The 14,547-nt window shown below is 68.8% G+C and carries 14 protein-coding genes; 6 read left to right on the forward strand and 8 right to left on the reverse strand.

What is annotated here, in order from left to right; translation table 11 throughout:
• Positions 1–222: 222 nt before the first annotated feature.
• The 3 genes from GcLGCM259_RS09855 (at position 223) to GcLGCM259_RS09865 (ending at position 2,842) form a co-directional block, all read left to right on the forward strand.
• Entirely contained in the window at positions 223–1,218 is a 996-nt protein-coding gene (locus GcLGCM259_RS09855) for a methionine ABC transporter ATP-binding protein (RefSeq protein ID WP_138177457.1), read from the forward strand.
• Positions 1,219–1,265: 47 nt separating this feature from the next.
• Complete coding sequence (locus tag GcLGCM259_RS09860) at positions 1,266–1,898, forward strand: methionine ABC transporter permease (RefSeq protein WP_138177622.1); 633 nt, start codon at positions 1,266–1,268, stop codon at positions 1,896–1,898.
• An 83-nt stretch (positions 1,899–1,981) separates the two neighbouring features.
• Positions 1,982–2,842 carry a MetQ/NlpA family ABC transporter substrate-binding protein gene (locus GcLGCM259_RS09865; RefSeq protein WP_138177455.1) on the forward strand — a complete coding sequence of 287 codons (861 nt, stop codon included), beginning with the start codon at positions 1,982–1,984 and terminating at the stop codon, positions 2,840–2,842.
• Between the two features lie 127 nt (positions 2,843–2,969).
• Here GcLGCM259_RS09865 and hemL read toward each other — a convergent pair whose 3' ends face one another.
• The 8 genes from hemL to hemE form a co-directional block, all read right to left on the reverse strand.
• On the reverse strand, positions 2,970–4,277 hold the full coding sequence (gene hemL / locus GcLGCM259_RS09870; protein ID WP_138177453.1) for a glutamate-1-semialdehyde 2,1-aminomutase: 1,308 nt from the start codon (positions 4,275–4,277) through the stop codon (positions 2,970–2,972).
• The gene (gene hemB, locus GcLGCM259_RS09875; protein WP_138177452.1) at positions 4,278–5,264 is read right to left on the reverse strand and encodes a porphobilinogen synthase; all 987 of its coding nucleotides are present in this window, start codon (positions 5,262–5,264) and stop codon (positions 4,278–4,280) included.
• A 41-nt stretch (positions 5,265–5,305) separates the two neighbouring features.
• The gene (locus GcLGCM259_RS09880; RefSeq protein WP_138926510.1) at positions 5,306–6,127 is read right to left on the reverse strand and encodes a uroporphyrinogen-III synthase; all 822 of its coding nucleotides are present in this window, start codon (positions 6,125–6,127) and stop codon (positions 5,306–5,308) included.
• A 6-nt stretch (positions 6,128–6,133) separates the two neighbouring features.
• Positions 6,134–7,108, reverse strand: a complete 975-nt coding sequence (gene hemC / locus GcLGCM259_RS09885) for a hydroxymethylbilane synthase (protein WP_138926511.1) — start codon at positions 7,106–7,108, stop codon at positions 6,134–6,136.
• On the reverse strand, positions 7,105–8,310 hold the full coding sequence (locus GcLGCM259_RS09890) for a ferrochelatase (RefSeq protein ID WP_425459775.1): 1,206 nt from the start codon (positions 8,308–8,310) through the stop codon (positions 7,105–7,107). Before GcLGCM259_RS09890 ends, hemC begins: the two co-directional genes overlap by 4 nt.
• The gene (gene hemQ / locus GcLGCM259_RS09895) at positions 8,307–9,020 is read right to left on the reverse strand and encodes a hydrogen peroxide-dependent heme synthase (protein WP_138177446.1); all 714 of its coding nucleotides are present in this window, start codon (positions 9,018–9,020) and stop codon (positions 8,307–8,309) included. The genes GcLGCM259_RS09890 and hemQ overlap by 4 nt, the downstream gene beginning before the upstream one ends.
• A gap of 79 nt (positions 9,021–9,099) precedes the next feature.
• The gene (gene hemG / locus GcLGCM259_RS09900; RefSeq protein ID WP_138926512.1) at positions 9,100–10,668 is read right to left on the reverse strand and encodes a protoporphyrinogen oxidase; all 1,569 of its coding nucleotides are present in this window, start codon (positions 10,666–10,668) and stop codon (positions 9,100–9,102) included.
• 139 nt (positions 10,669–10,807) lie between these two features.
• Positions 10,808–11,863 carry a uroporphyrinogen decarboxylase gene (gene hemE / locus GcLGCM259_RS09905; RefSeq protein WP_138926513.1) on the reverse strand — a complete coding sequence of 352 codons (1,056 nt, stop codon included), beginning with the start codon at positions 11,861–11,863 and terminating at the stop codon, positions 10,808–10,810.
• A 204-nt stretch (positions 11,864–12,067) separates the two neighbouring features.
• Between hemE and GcLGCM259_RS09910 the strand changes: the two genes are divergently transcribed.
• The 3 genes from GcLGCM259_RS09910 (at position 12,068) to GcLGCM259_RS09920 (ending at position 14,504) form a co-directional block, all read left to right on the forward strand.
• On the forward strand, positions 12,068–13,405 hold the full coding sequence (locus GcLGCM259_RS09910; RefSeq protein ID WP_138926514.1) for a glutamyl-tRNA reductase: 1,338 nt from the start codon (positions 12,068–12,070) through the stop codon (positions 13,403–13,405).
• A gap of 167 nt (positions 13,406–13,572) precedes the next feature.
• Positions 13,573–14,196: a TetR/AcrR family transcriptional regulator gene (locus GcLGCM259_RS09915; protein ID WP_138177438.1), complete on the forward strand. Its 624-nt coding sequence runs from the start codon at positions 13,573–13,575 to the stop codon at positions 14,194–14,196.
• Between the two features lie 86 nt (positions 14,197–14,282).
• The gene (locus GcLGCM259_RS09920) at positions 14,283–14,504 is read left to right on the forward strand and encodes a DUF3107 domain-containing protein (protein ID WP_138177436.1); all 222 of its coding nucleotides are present in this window, start codon (positions 14,283–14,285) and stop codon (positions 14,502–14,504) included.
• Positions 14,505–14,547: the final 43 nt, after the last annotated feature.

Here is a 14,547-nt window from a genome sequence, read left to right on the forward strand (position 1 = left end):
CACAGCCGTGCCCAGCGGCCCGTGATGGCCGCCACGAGCCCGGCGGGCGTCCATCCTTTTTTGTGAATGATATTCACTCAAAGATTCTTCGACCTCATCCGTGAGATAGCGGAGCTTTACGGCGCATTACCGAATGTGCAGGGCGATTCGGTCGATAATATTCGACGGTGATTCAATTGGGGGTACTCTCTTTACCCTTGAGAATTGAAGGACCACCACCCTGTGATTACGATCAAGGACCTGCGCAAGGTCTACCGCCAAGGCAGCGATACCGTTGTTGCCCTTGACGGGGTTAGCCTCGAAGTCCCCACCGGGAAAATCCACGGCATCGTCGGACACTCCGGTGCCGGCAAATCCACCCTGGTTCGGTGTTTGACCCTGTTGGATCAACCCACCAGCGGAACGGTTGCCGTCAACGGCCAGGAGCTGACCAACATCGGCGACAGCCAGCTGCGCGAAACCCGCCGGCGCATCGGGATGGTGTTCCAGCACGCGAATCTCTTCGATTCACGCACCACCGCCCAGAACGTGGCCTACCCGTTGGAACTGAGCGGGATGTCCAAGAAGGACAGCGCACACAAGGTCCGCGAACTGCTCGAGCTGGTGGGGCTGGGCAAGTTCAGCAACGCCTACCCCTCCCAGCTCTCGGGCGGGCAGCGCCAGCGCGTGGGCATCGCCCGCGCCCTGGCCACCGACCCGGACGTGCTGTTGTGTGATGAGCCGACCAGCGCCCTGGACCCGAAGACCACCGATGAGATCCTGGACCTGGTCAAGGCCCTGCGTGACCGGCTGAACATCACGGTGCTGATCATCACCCACGAAATGCACGTGGTGAAGCAGGCCTGCGATTCGGTCTCCCTGCTGGAGGCCGGGCGCATCGTGGAGCACGGGGACCTGGAAAGCGTGATCAACACCCCCGGCTCCACCCTGGCGGCCACCTTGCTGCCGTTGCCCGGCGAAGCGCCGCAGGCCGCCGGGCAGGGCCCGGTGCTGGACATCATCTACTCCGGGGCACAGGCCAACGAGCCGGTGCTGTCCGGGCTGTCCCGGCACTTCGACATGGACGTCAACGTCATGGCCGGCTCGGTGGAACAGATGGGCGAGCACCAGTTCGCCCGGCTGCGCATCCAGCTGCCGGCCAGCGCCAACACCGAAGAAGTGGTGGCCTACCTCGAATCCATTGACGTCGCCGTGGCTCTGAAGGGAAGCGGAAAGTGAACGAATTTTTCAACGACCTGCTGACCAATCCGGGGATCACCAAGGCCATGTGGCCGGCGACCGTCGAAACCCTGCAGATGACCGCGATTTCCGGGATCTTCACGGTGCTGATCGGCCTGCCGCTGGGCATCTTGCTGCACACCACCGACAAGGGCGGGCTGACCCCGGTGCGCTGGCTGAACGTGGTGCTCTCGGGCATCATCGTGAACATCACCCGGTCGATCCCATTCGCCATCCTGATGGTGGCCCTGATCCCGTTCGCGGCACTGGTCGTCGGCCAGGCGCTGGGGCCGATCGCGGCCTCGGTGTCGCTGACCATCGGCACCGTGCCGTTCTTTGCCCGCCTGGTGGAGACCGCGCTGCGTGATGTCTCCTCCGGCAAGGTGGACGCCGCCCTGGTGATGGGCTCGACCAAGATGCAGATCATCCGCAAGGTGATGGTTCCCGAGGCCCTGCCCGGCCTGGTGGCCGCCACCACGACCACGATCGTCACGCTGATCGGCTACTCGGCGATGGCCGGCCTGGTCGGCGGCGGCGGGCTGGGCCGCCTGGCCTACAACTACGGCTTCCAGCGTTACGAGCCGACCATCATGCTGGTGACCCTGGTGATCATCCTGCTGCTGGTGCAGATCGTGCAGCTGCTGGGCGACTGGCTGGCCCGCAGGGTCGACCACCGCTAATCGGCCGCAGCCCCTCCACAACCCCGCAAACCCCGCCCGCCGCCGAAAACCCGGCGGGCATCAACCGAACAAAGGACAACACCATGCTGCGCAAGAAACTCGCACTTGCCGCCACCGGCGTCGCCACCGTGCTGGCCCTGACCGCCTGCGGCGGCGGAAGCTCCCCGGAACCGGCCGCCGACGCGAGCCTGGACCCGGCGAACCCGACCGTTGTGAAGGTCGGCGCCAGTGCGGTGCCGCACGCCCAGATCCTGGAGTACATCGATGCCAACCTGGCCAAGGATGCCGGCATCGACCTGGACATCACGGAAATCGATGACTACCAGACCCCGAACATCGCCCTGGAAGACGGCACCATTGACGCCAACTACTTCCAGACCGAGGCCTACCTGGCCGACCAGGTCAAGGCGAAGGGCTACAAGTTCGAGCATGGCGAGGGCGTGCACGTCGAACCGCTGACCGCGTTCTCGCAGAAGTTCGACAAGCCCGAGGACGTCACCGACGGGGCGCGCGTGGTGCTGAACAACGACCCGGTGAACCAGCTGCGCGGCCTGCGCGTGCTGGAGTCGGCGGGTCTGCTGAAGAACCTGGCCGACGGGGATTCGGCGTTGACCGTTGAGGGCGATGCCGAGAAGAACCCGAAGGGCCTGACGTTCGAGGAGGTCAACTCCGAGCAGGTGCCGCAGTTCTACAAGGACGGCAAGTCGGCGGACCTTGCCCTGGTCAACGGCAACTACATTGTCCAGGCCAAGCTGAACCCGGAGGAGATCCTGTACCAGGAATCGGCCGAGAACAACCCGAACGCCAACTTCCTGACCTGGCGCGAGGGTGAGGAAACCGCGGCGATCGCCAAGCTCGAAGAGCTGCTGCACTCCGATGAGGTGCACAAGTACATCGAGGACACCTGGAGCGACGGCAGCGTGCTGCCGGCCACCAACAAGTAAGCCGGTTCCGCGGCCCGGCCCGGCGCCAGCACCCGCATACCGGCAAGGCAACGGCCCGTCTCCCCTCGTGGGGAGGCGGGCCGTTGCCTTGCCCGCTTCCGGCGGGTTCGGGCTCAGCGTGGGCAGATCAGGCGCTGGCGTTGGCGGCGGCGCGGGCCGCGGCCGGCAGCGCGTTGATGATCCGTTCCATGGCCGCATCATCGTGTGCCGCAGAGACGAACCAGGCCTCGAAGACGCTCGGGGGCAGGTAGACCCCGGAGTCCAGCATGGAGTGGAAGAACGGGGCGTAGCGGAACGCCTCCTGCTTCTGCGCCTCCGCGTAGTTCTGCACCCCGGTGTCCGCGGTGCCGAAGGCCACCGAGAACAGCGTGCCGGCACGCTGGATCGAGTGGTTCACGCCGGCCTCGTTCAGCGCGTTGACCAGGGCGGTCTCCAGGGCCTGGGACTGCTTGGCGAGGTGGGCGTAGACCTCGTCGGTGGCGTGGGTCAGCTGGGCGATGCCCGCGGCCATGGCCACCGGGTTCCCGGAAAGGGTTCCGGCCTGGTAGACCGGCCCCAGCGGGGCCAGGTAGTCCATCACCTCGGCGCGTCCGCCCAGGGCGGCGGTGGGCAGGCCACCGCCGATGACCTTGCCGAAGGTGTACAGGTCCGCGTTCCAGCCCTCTTGCCGGCCGGTCAGCCCCCAGTACCCGGCGTCCGAGGCCCGGAACCCCGTGAGCACCTCATCCAGGATCAGCAGGGCGCCGTGCTGGGCGGTGGTGTCCTTCAGGAACTTGTTGAACCCCTCCTGCGGGGTCACCACGCCCATGTTGCAGGGCGCCGATTCGGTGATGACCGCGGCAATGTTCTGCCCGTGCTCGGCGAAGGCCTCCTCCACAGCGGTGCGGTCGTTGTAGGGCAGCACCAGGGTTTCGGCGGCGGTCGCGGCGGTCACCCCGGCCGAGCCGGGCAGCGCCAGGGTGGCCACCCCGGAACCGGCCGAGGCCAGCAGCCCGTCCAGGTGCCCGTGGTAGCAGCCGGCGAACTTGATGATCAGCTCGCGCCCGGTGTAGCCGCGGGCCAGGCGGACCGCGGTCATCGTGGCCTCGGTGCCGGTAGAAACCATCCGCACTCGTTCCACCCCGCCCATGCGCTGCTTGATCAGCTCACCGAGCTTCACCTCATCCGGGGTGGAGGCCCCGAAGGACAGCCCCTGGTCCACCGCGCGGTGCACGGCGGCCTGGATCTCGGGGTGCTGGTGCCCCAGCAGGGCCGGGCCCCAGGAGCAGACCAGGTCCACATACTCGTTGCCGTCCACATCGGTGAGGTAGGCGCCCTTGGCGCTGGCCATGAACGGGGGCACCCCGCCCACGGAGCCGAAGGCCCGCACCGGGGAGTTCACTCCCCCGGGCATGACCTCTTGGGCCCGGGCGAAGAGTTCATCTGATTTCGACATCTACTTCTTTCCTTCGTTCAACCAGCCAGCCACTTCGGCGGCCCAATAGGTCAGGATCTGCTGTGCCCCGGCACGCCGGATGGACAGCAGGGATTCAAGGATCGAGGCCTTGCGGTCGATCCAGCCGTTCGCGGCGGCGGCCTCGATCATCGAGTACTCCCCGGAGATCTGGTAGGCGGAGACCGGCACGCTGCAGGCCGCGGCGATGTCCGCGACGATGTCCAGGTAGCTCATGGCCGGCTTGACCATCACCATGTCCGCGCCTTCGGCCAGGTCCAGTTCGACCTCCACCAGCGCCTCGCGGCGGTTGGCCGCGTCCATCTGGTAGGTGCGCCGGTCCCCGACCAGCTGGGAATCCACGGCCTCGCGGAACGGGCCGTAGAAGGCGCTGGCGTATTTGGCGGCGTACGCCAGAATCGCGGTGTTGGTGTGCCCGGCCGCTTCCAGGGCCTGGCGGATCGCGGCGATCTGCCCGTCCATCATCCCGGAGGGGCCCAGCACGTGGGCGCCGGCCTCGGCGTGCATCACCGCCATCTGCGCGTAGATGGCGTTGGTGGCGTCGTTGTCGACCTGGCCGTGGGCGTCCAGCACGCCGCAGTGGCCGTGTGAGGTGAATTCGTCCAGGCACACGTCGGACATGACCACCAGTTCGTCCCCGACCTCGGCGCGCACCGCGGCGATCGCCCGGTTCAGGATCCCGTCCTCGGCGATGGCCCCGGAGCCGGTCGCATCGCGCACCGCGGGCACGCCGAAGAGCATGATGCCGCCCAGGCCCCGCTCGGCGGCCTCGGTGGCGGCGGACTTCAGGGTGTCCATGGTGTGCTGCACGACCCCGGGCATGGAGGCGATCGGGTTGGGTTCGCTGATCCCCTCGCGCACGAAGGCCGGCAGGATCAGCTGGCGGGCACTGAGTTCATGTTCGGCGACCAGCCGGCGCATGGCCGGGTTCTGGCGCAGCCGGCGTGGCCGGTGTTGCGGGAATGACATGGCAACTTCCTCCATCGGTTCGGGACCTGAAACGGTCCGGGCTAAGTGTGTGGGCGGTGCTGGCCGGGCTCCGGTTCGCGTTGCAGCAGCCGGCGGGCGCAGGCGGCCAGGCCCGCGGGGGTGGGGTCCGCGGCGGTGGCGTCCACCCGGATCCCGGCCTGTTCCATGGCCCGGGCGGTGGGGGCGCCGATGGCGATGGTGCCCAGCCCGACGGCCAGGCTGGTTCCGGCCAGTTCGGCGAAGCGGCGCACGATGCTGGGGGCGGCGAACACCACCAGCTGGCTGTGCGGCAGCGCGCCGAGCATCTGCTGCGGGTCCAGGACCCGCACCCCGTCCGGTGCCGGCAGCGCGTGCACCGGATGCTGGTCGCCGCCGGCCGGGACGGTGGCGTAGGCGATGACTTCATCCAGCGCCACCTGCCAGCCGCGCAGCCCCTGGCTTAGGGTGGGGCTGGCCAGGTCCCCGTGCGCGTAGAGCACCCGGGTGCCCGGCGGTAAAAAGAACTCGCGCACCATCCCGGCGGCGGACTGTTCGGCGGGCAGGAAGTCCACCTCGCGCCCCAGCAGCCGCCCGGCGGCCGCCGCGGTGCTGGCACCCACCGCCGCGAACCGGGTGTGCGGGGGCAGGGGCCGGCCGGCCAGGCGCTGGGCGAGCACGTGCACGGTGCTCACCGAGGTGAGCATGACCCACTGGTACTCCCCGGCGGCCAGCCGTCCCACGCGTTCATCCAGCGCCGTCAAATCCTGCGGCCACACCGTTTCGATCAGCTGGGTGCAGCTGGAGTCGATGCCCAGCCGGGCGAACTCGGCGACGGTGGTCGCCGCCCGGTGGGCGGCGCGCAGGATAATCGCGTGCGGGGCCATGGGTGCCTAGGCCAGCCCGGCGATGACCGCCGCGCCGTTCTCCAGCATCCGGTGGGCCAGCGCCCGGCCCACGTCCAACGCCCCGGCCTCATCGCTAACCGGTGCCGCGTGGGACTGGCGCATGATCTGGGTGCCGTCGGGCCGGCAGGCCACGGCCTCCAGCACCAGCTGTTCGCCCTCGAAGTGGGCCAGGGCCCCGATCGGGGCGGCGCAGCCGGCCTCCAGGGTGTTCAGCAGCGCCCGTTCGGCGGCAACCTGCCAGCGGGTGGCGGTGTCATCGAAGCGTTCCAGTGCGGCATCAAGTTCGGGGGCGCCGCTGCCGGTGGAGCGCACCTCCACGGCCAGGGCCCCCTGGCCGGGGGCCGGCAGCATGATCGCCGGATCCAGGTATTCGGTGATGTGCCGTTCCATCCCCAACCGGTGCAGCCCGGCCGCGGCCAGGATCACCGCGTCCAGATCCCCCTGCACGGTGCGTCCCACGCTGCCGTCATCCAGGGTTTCGCCCACGCCCTTGACCCGGCCGAGCCGGGTGGGCACGTTGCCGCGGATGTCCACGATCTGCAGGTCCTTGCGGTGGGCCAGCAGCTGGGCGGCGCGGCGCGGGGAGCCGGTGCCGATCTTGGCACCATCGGGCAGCTGGGCCAGGCTCAGCCCGTCACGGGCGCACAGCGCGTCCCGCACGTCCTCGCGGACCGGGATCGCGGCCAGCGCCAGGCCCTGGGGCTGCACGGTGGGCAGGTCCTTGAGCGAGTGCACGGCCAGATCGCACCCGGCATCCAGCAGGTGCTGGCGCAGTGCGGCGGCGAACACGCCGGTGCCGCCCAGGGTGGCCAGTGATCCGGTGACCACATCCCCCTCGGTGCGCACCAGCACGGTGTCGGCACGCAGCCCGCTCAGCTCGGCCAGCTGGTTTGCGGCCCACGCGGTCTGGGTGGTGGCCAGGGCGCTGCCCCGGGTTCCCACGGTGAAGGATTCGCTCATGGCTGGGGCACCCCCACCTCGGAGTCCATCCCGGCGATGGTCGGGCGCAGGGAGCCGTCCTGGGCCGGCTTCACGCAGCACGCGGCCGGGCACACGTCGAACCACGGCCCGCCGGCCACGGCGCTGACCCGCCCGGTGCGCCGCGGGGCGCCGTCGGGGCCGGTCAGGCGTTCCTCGATGACGTCGATCAGTCCGGAGACGAACTTGGTGTGGGTGCCGGGGGTGGGCACCCGGCAGAAGGCCAGGCCCAGTTCGGCGCAGGTGTCCTTCGCCTCGGTGTCCAGGTCCCAGAGCACCTCCATGTGGTCGGAGATGAAGCCGATGGGCACCACCACCACGCCGGCCACGCCATTGGCAGCGTCCTGTTCCAGCGCGTCGTTGATGTCCGGTTCCAGCCACGGAATGTGCGGGGCCCCGGAGCGCGACTGGTAGACCAGCGAATCCTCCAGGCCCTCCGCCTCGGGCACGTGGGCCAGGATGTGGGCGGCGACCGCCCGGTGCTGGGCGGTATACAGGTTCTCCGGGTAGTTTTCGTGCTCGGCGGCCGGCCCGGCGGCGTTCGCGTCGCTCATCGGGATCGAGTGGGTGACGAACACGATCTTGATCCGTCCCTCCGGGTTCCCGCGATCGGCCAGCTGCTCGCGCACGTTGGCCAGGGACTGCCTCACCCCGTCGATGAACGGCTCCACGAAGGCCGGGGTGTCAAAGAACTGGCGGACCTTGTCCACCTCCACCACGCCCTCCAGCCCGGTTTCGCGCAGCCCCATGCCCAGATCCTCACGGTACTGGCGGCAGGCCGAGTACCCGGCGTAGGCGCCGGTGCCCAGCAGCAGCACCTTGCGGTGCCCGTCCGCGGCGATCTGCTTGAGCGTGTCGTTGATCATCGGGTACCAGTTGCGGTTGCCCCAGTAGACCGGCAGCTGGATGCCGCGGGCCTCCAGCTCGGCCTCCAGGGCCGCCTTCAGCGCCCGGTTCTGGGCGTTGATCGGGGACACGCCCCCGTTGGTGCGGTAGTGGACGGCCACCTCCTCCAGGCGCTCATCGGGGATGCCGCGCCCGGCGGTGACGTTGCGCAGGAACGGGATCACGTCCTCCTGGCCCTCCGGTCCGCCGAAGCTGGCCAGCAGCAGGGCGTCGTAGGGCTTGGGGGTCATGGTGCCGTTGGCGTCATACCCGATGCGCGGGTCGAAGTCCTGGTTCACTGCAGGACCTCGGCAACCTCGGCGGCGCTGATGCGCCGGCCGGTGTAGAACGGGGTTTCCTCGCGCACATGGTGGCGGGCCTCGGTGTAGCGCAGGTGGCGCATCATGTCGACCAGGTCGATCATGTCATCGGCCTCCAGGCAGACCTGCCATTCGTAGTCGCTGAAGGAGAACGCGGCCACGGTGTTGGCCAGCACGTTGGGGAAGTCGCGGCCCAGGATGCCGTGGTCGCGCAGCATCTTGCCGCGGGAAGCCGGGTCCAGGGTGTACCAGTCGTGGGAGCGCACGAACGGGTAGACGGTCATCCATTCCTTGGCATCCAGGCCGCGGGCGAACGCCGGGGAGTGGTCCTTGGCGAATTCGGCCTCGCGGTGCACGGCCATGGTGGAGTAGGCGATCTCGGTGCCGGCAAACAGGGCGCTGCGCCGGATCCGGCGCATGCCCGCCTGCAGCAGCTCGGCGGCCGGACCGTGGATCCACACCATGACATCGGCGTCCTGGCGCATCGCGGAGACGTCGTAGAGCCCGCGCACGCTCACGCCCTGGTCGGCCAGCTCCTGAACGAGGGTTTCGAACTCGGCCGCACCCTGCCCGCGCTCGGCCGGGACCGAACGCTTGAAGACGGTCCACAGGGTGTAATACATGGTGGCGTTGCCGGCGGCCTCGCGGTCACGCAGCACCGGTGAGTTGTTCTCTGGACGTTCAGTCATGGTTCTCTCCTCGGTTGGATTCTCGGTCAATGGTCTTGGTGGCCGGCGCATGGGTCCCGGGCCGGCGGGTCGGGTGGGGCTAGCTGGCGCTGATGGCGACCTGGGCCCTGGTGTGGGCGATGACCCGGGCCAGGCCGGTGCCCGAACGCCAGGCCCCGACCACGCTGAGCCCCTGCAGGTCCTGCAGCGCCTCGTCCAGCCGGGCGTTGGCCTGGCGCTGGGCGTTGCCGGTGAGCGGCACCATGTCGCTGAAGCGGGAGATCGCGCTGCCCAGCACGTCGTCCTCGCCCACGTCCACGCCCAGGATGGTGGCGGCGTCGGCGATTGCCTGGCTGGTCAGCGCCGCGTCGTTGCCGGCCTCCACCAGCGGTTCGCGGTGTCCGATGCGCCCATAGGACAGGCGCACCACGTGGGTGCCCGGTCCGGTGGCGTCCCCCAGCCACGGCCATTTGGCGGTGGAGTGGGTCAGGGCCTTGGCCTTGATCGTCGAGCCCTCGGTGACCAGCACCCCGCTGCCGCGCGGGGCCTCGTCCAGTTCGGGCTTGTCCACCACCAGGATCACCAGGGCAATGGAGTTCGACTCGCGTCCGGCGCCGGCCAGGGTGCCGGCCGGCAGCAGCGGCTGCAGGAGCGGGGCGGCGGCGGCGGCTTGGGTGGCCACCACCACCTTGTCGGCGTGCAGCACCTCGGTATGGCTGGTGACGGTGAAGGGTTCGGCGGCCTGCGGATCATGGGCCAGGGCGGTGACCGGGGCGTTGCGCACCAGGTTCACCCCGGCCTCGCGCAGCTGGGCCGTCAGTTCGGTGATCAGCGTGTACATGCCGTCCTGCAGCCCGGCCACCCGGGAACCGGCCGGGGCCTGGCCCTGCAGCTGGGCGACGGCGCGGGCCAGCGAGCCGGTGTCCTGCATCGCCTGGCGCAGCCCGGGCGCGGCGGCGTCGATGTCCACCTGGTTCGGGTCGGTGGAGTACACCCCGGCCACCACCGGGGCGACCAGCTGCTCCAGAACGGCCGAGCCCATCCGCTGGCGCACCACCTCGCCCACGCTCAGCTTCTCGGTGGCCCACTTCTTGGGCATCGGGGTGACCAGGTCGGCGGCGGCGCGCACCACGGCCGGGCGGCCAATCAGGGCCCGGACCTCGTCGCTGCGCACCTGGGCGGGGATGCCCATCAGGGAGCTGGCGGGCATCGGGTGGGATTCAACGTGCTCGTCGCGCTGCTGGGTGAGCCAGGCGCTCATCCCGCTGGTGGGCACGATCTTCTGCCCCATGTCCAGCTCCTGCAGGAACTCGGCCACCGTGTTCGAGCGCACGGCGAAGGATTCGGCGCCGGCATCCAGCTGCAGCCCGGCCACCTCCATGCGGCGCAGGCACCCGCCGAAGTCGGCGGCGGCTTCCAGCACGGTCACCCGGTGCCCGGTTTGCTGCAGTTCGTGGGCGGCCACCAGCCCGGAGATCCCGCCGCCGATCACGATCGCATGCGGTTTGCCCGCCTGCTCGCCGGCCGTGTCCGGGCCGGGACGCTGGGTGGAGGTGCGGATCTTCTCCAGTAGGCGCAACGCATGGGCGGCGGCGTCGGTGGCGATGTCACGGCGCACCCGGGTCGTCGATGGATTGTGCCGGGCCTGCTGGCCACGCTCGTCAATCATGTTCCTACGCTAACCCCTTGCCTGTTTCGGCGTGTTGTTACCACTTGATCTTGGGCGCCGCGTTCGGTGCGGCGCTGCCGGCGGCCGGCGCCGGTGGCGGGAACCGCACGGCGCCCGCCACCAGCTTAGTCCCCCGCGGCTACAGCGAATGAATGAGTTCGACCACTTTGCTCAGCACCTCCGGGTCGGTGTTCGGCGGCACCCCATGACCCAGGTTCATCACGTGCCCACGGGCGGCCTCACCGCGCCGGGCCACCTCACGCACGTGCGCCTCAAGCACCGGCCAGGGGGCGAAGAGCAGCGCCGGGTCGATGTTGCCCTGCAGGGAAACCGTGTCCCCCAGGCGCTGGGCGGCCACATCCAGCGGGATGCGGTAGTCGATGCCCACCGCGTCCACCCCCACATCGCGCATGGCGGTGAGCAGTTCCCCGGTGCCGGTGCCAAAGTGCACCAGCGGCACGCCCAGGTCCCGCACATGATCCAGGGTGCGCACCGAGGCAGGGGCCACGTGCTGCTGGTAGTCGGCCAGCGGCAGGGAGCCGGCCCAGGAGTCAAACAGCTGCGCGGCCGAGGCGCCGGCCTCCACCTGGGCGCGCAGGAACTTGCCAGAGGCGTCCGCGGCCCAGTCCATCAGCGCCTTCCATACCTCGGGTTCGGCGTGCATCATGGTGCGCGGGCCCAGGTGGTCGCGGCTGGGCTTGCCCTCGACCATGTAGGCGGCCACCGTGTAGGGGGCGCCGGCGAAGCCGATCAGCGGGGTGGAGCCCAGCTCGGCGACGGTCAGCGCCACCGCCTCGCGGATCGGTTCCAGGGATTCGTCGGTCAGTTCGGGCAGGGCCGCGACCTGTTCGGCGGTGCGCACCGGCTCACTGAGCACCGGACCGACCCCGGGGACAATGTCCACCCCGATTCCGGCCAGGCGCAGCGGAATGACGATGTCGGAGAAGAAGATTGCCGCGTCCACCTTGTGCCGGCGCACCGGCTGCAGGGTGATCTCACTGGCCATCGCCGGGTTCAGGCACGAATCGAGCATCGTGGTGCCCTCACGCAGTTCGCGGTATTCGGGCAGCGAGCGCCCGGCTTGGCGCATGAACCACACCGGGGTGCGGCGCGGGGTGCCGCCGCGCAGGGCGGTAATCAGGTCGGAATTACTCGTACGTCCATCAACCATCGGATGGTGTGCAGGCAGGGTCATGTGCCCAATTCTGCCAAGTCTTGGCGACAAATGCCCACCCCGTCGGGTGAGCAGGCTCACGAGGTGAGCAAGATAACCTCTACGACGTGTCGAAAAACCTCTACAACTCGTCGAAAACTTTTCTACAAAATGTCGAAAACGACCTCGAGGATAGGTTCACCTTCGTTGTCGAAACAGGTACCCAGGCCTAATCTAGGTATCACTGTGGTTTACCTATCTCTCGTTGCATCTCACTCGCAGCTCGATCTGGAAACCGTGGCACAGCTCAGCGCCGCGGCCACCGAGCTGGCTCCCGCGACCCTTCAGGCCTGCGACAACATCAACGGCACCGTGGTGTTATCCACCTGCAACCGCTTCGAAATCTACGCCGATGTCGCCTCCCCGCTCTCCGCGGCCACCGAACTGGTCCACCAGCTCTCCTCCCACAGCGGCGTACCCGCCCACCTGCTGGACAGCAAGCTGCTGCGCTTCGAGGGACGCGCCGTCATCGACCACCTCTTCTCCGTGGGCGCGGGACTGGACAGCGCCGTGGTCGGTGAACGCGAAATCGCCGGACAGGTGCGCCGCGCCCTGACCCAGGCCCAGCAGCAGAAGACCACCACCGGCAACCTCACCCGCCTCTTTGAATCGGCCACCCGCGCCGCCAAGGACGTCGGTTCCCAAACCGCACTGGGCGCCCAGGGCAAGTCCGTGGTCTCCGTGGCCCTGGACCTGGCCGATGACCTGATGCAGGCCAACCGCTCCTGGCAGGACCAGGAAGTGGTGCTCTTTGGCACCGGAGCCTACGCCGGGGTGACCCTGGCGCTGCTGCGTGAACGCGGCGTAAAGCACATCAAGGTCTACTCCACCTCCGGGCGGGCTGCGGACTTCGCGCAGAAGCGCGGCGTGCAGGCCATCAGCACCGAGGAACTGGAGCAGGCACTGCGCCAGGCCGACGTGCTCGTGGGCTGCAGCGGCAGCGGCACCCAGCTGGCCGCCGCGCGGCTGGCCGCACTGCGCGTGCCGCGCCACCCGCTGATCGCCATCGACATGGCCCTGACCCACGACTTTGACCCGGCCCTGGCCGAGCTGTCCGATGTTGAGCTGATCACCCTGGAATCGGTGCGGATGGCCGCGCCGGACGAACAGTCCCTGGCCGTATACGAGGCCCGCAAGATCGTGGCCCGCTCCGCCGAGGAATTCGACGCCTCCCAGCGTGAACGCGACGCCGACCAGGCGATCGTGGCACTGCGCCGGCACACCCAGCAGGTGCTGGAAGCCGAGGTCGCCAAGGTCCGCTCCCAGCACGGGTGCACCGCCGCGGCGAACGAGGTGGAACTGGCCATGCGCCGGATGATGCGCCAGCTGCTGCATGTGCCAACCGTGCGGGCCCGCGAACTGGCCGCCGAAGGACGCACCGAGGAGTACGTCCAGGCGCTGAACACCCTCTACGGCCTGGAGCTGCCGCAGGCCGGCGCCCCGGCCCCCGCGGCCCAGCCCACCCCCTCCCCGGCGGTGCAGCCGGCCAGCTGCCCACTGCAGCAGGACACCCGAAGCGCCTAGCCCACCGCGTTGCCGCGCCTCGCCGGCCCACCCCGTTCAGGGCTCTGGCCACCGCGAAGAGCGCCACTTTTGCAACGCAACGTGGAATACTACACACAAGGAGGCTTCCCGGCCTGCCCCTGACCAGGGGCGCCGCGAGCCCGGGCCACCACGCTGAAAGGCACGAGATGTCGGGTACCGATGAACGCAAGGGGACACGCACCCAACGCCTGCCCCGCGAGGCCCGCCGCCGCCAGCTGCTGGCCGCCGCCCACCAGGTCTTTGTGGCCCACGGCTACCACGGGGCGTCCATGGATGAGATTGCCGAGGTCGCCGAGGTCTCCAAGCCGGTGCTCTACCAGCATTTCCCGGGCAAGCGGGAACTGTACCTCGCGCTGCTGGACGTGCACCTGGCCGAATTCTCCGAACTGCTGGACACCGCCATCTCCTCCACCGATGACAACCGCCAGCGCGTCTACAACACGATCGACACGTATTACCAGTACATCAGCCGTGAATCCCAGGCTTACCGGCTGATCTTCGAATCCGATGTGCTGGCCGACCCATTGATCTCCGAACGCATTGAGAAGTTCAACGCCCAGCTCTCGGAGGCCATCGCCGCGGTGGTAGTGGCCGATACCCCGCTCACCGAGGACGAGGGCAACCTGCTGGGCCGGGCCCTGGCCGGGCTTTCCCAGGTCTCCGCCCGCTACTGGGCGACCACCGACAGCGCCGTGCCGCAGCAGACGGCGATCGAATTGATCTCGCTTTTAGCTTGGCGCGGAATTGCGCGGTTCCCGAAGGAAAAGTAGCTAGATTTGGTTCTAGGTCCAGCGTATGGGCGCAGCAGGCGCCCGCACGGGGCAGTCAATGAACCTTCGAGAGGATCAAGAACTCCATGGAAATCCGTATTGGCATCCAGAATGTCGCCCGCGAAGTCGTGCTCGAATCCGACAAGGACAACGCTGAAATCTCCGAAATCGTTGCCAAGGCCTTGAATGACGGCGGGCAGCTGCGGCTGACCGACAACAAGGGCCGCGACGTGATCGTCCCGGTTCCGGGCATCGCCTACGTCGAGATCGGTCCGGACCAGGTGCGTCGCGTGGGCTTCGCCCAGTAGCGCCCAATCTTTTTCGCCGGCCGCAGACCGGCCTGCCGGTGGC

The organism is Glutamicibacter creatinolyticus, assembly GCF_006094275.1.
Classification (GTDB): Bacteria; Actinomycetota; Actinomycetes; order Actinomycetales; family Micrococcaceae; genus Glutamicibacter; species Glutamicibacter creatinolyticus.

What these genes read in the sequence shown, in the direction of transcription:
- GcLGCM259_RS09860 (WP_138177622.1), top strand. Translation starts at nt 1,266, where the DNA reads ATGTGGCCGGCGACCGTCGAAACCCTGCAGATGACCGCGATTTCCGGG.
- GcLGCM259_RS09865 (WP_138177455.1), top strand. Translation starts at nt 1,982, where the DNA reads ATGCTGCGCAAGAAACTCGCACTTGCCGCCACCGGCGTCGCCACCGTG.
- hemL (WP_138177453.1), bottom strand. Translation starts at nt 4,277, where the DNA reads ATGTCGAAATCAGATGAACTCTTCGCCCGGGCCCAAGAGGTCATGCCC.
- hemB (WP_138177452.1), bottom strand. Translation starts at nt 5,264, where the DNA reads ATGTCATTCCCGCAACACCGGCCACGCCGGCTGCGCCAGAACCCGGCC.
- GcLGCM259_RS09880 (WP_138926510.1), bottom strand. Translation starts at nt 6,127, where the DNA reads ATGGCCCCGCACGCGATTATCCTGCGCGCCGCCCACCGGGCGGCGACC.
- hemC (WP_138926511.1), bottom strand. Translation starts at nt 7,108, where the DNA reads ATGAGCGAATCCTTCACCGTGGGAACCCGGGGCAGCGCCCTGGCCACC.
- hemQ (WP_138177446.1), bottom strand. Translation starts at nt 9,020, where the DNA reads ATGACTGAACGTCCAGAGAACAACTCACCGGTGCTGCGTGACCGCGAG.
- hemG (WP_138926512.1), bottom strand. Translation starts at nt 10,668, where the DNA reads ATGATTGACGAGCGTGGCCAGCAGGCCCGGCACAATCCATCGACGACC.
- hemE (WP_138926513.1), bottom strand. Translation starts at nt 11,863, where the DNA reads ATGACCCTGCCTGCACACCATCCGATGGTTGATGGACGTACGAGTAAT.
- GcLGCM259_RS09915 (WP_138177438.1), top strand. Translation starts at nt 13,573, where the DNA reads ATGTCGGGTACCGATGAACGCAAGGGGACACGCACCCAACGCCTGCCC.
- GcLGCM259_RS09920 (WP_138177436.1), top strand. Translation starts at nt 14,283, where the DNA reads ATGGAAATCCGTATTGGCATCCAGAATGTCGCCCGCGAAGTCGTGCTC.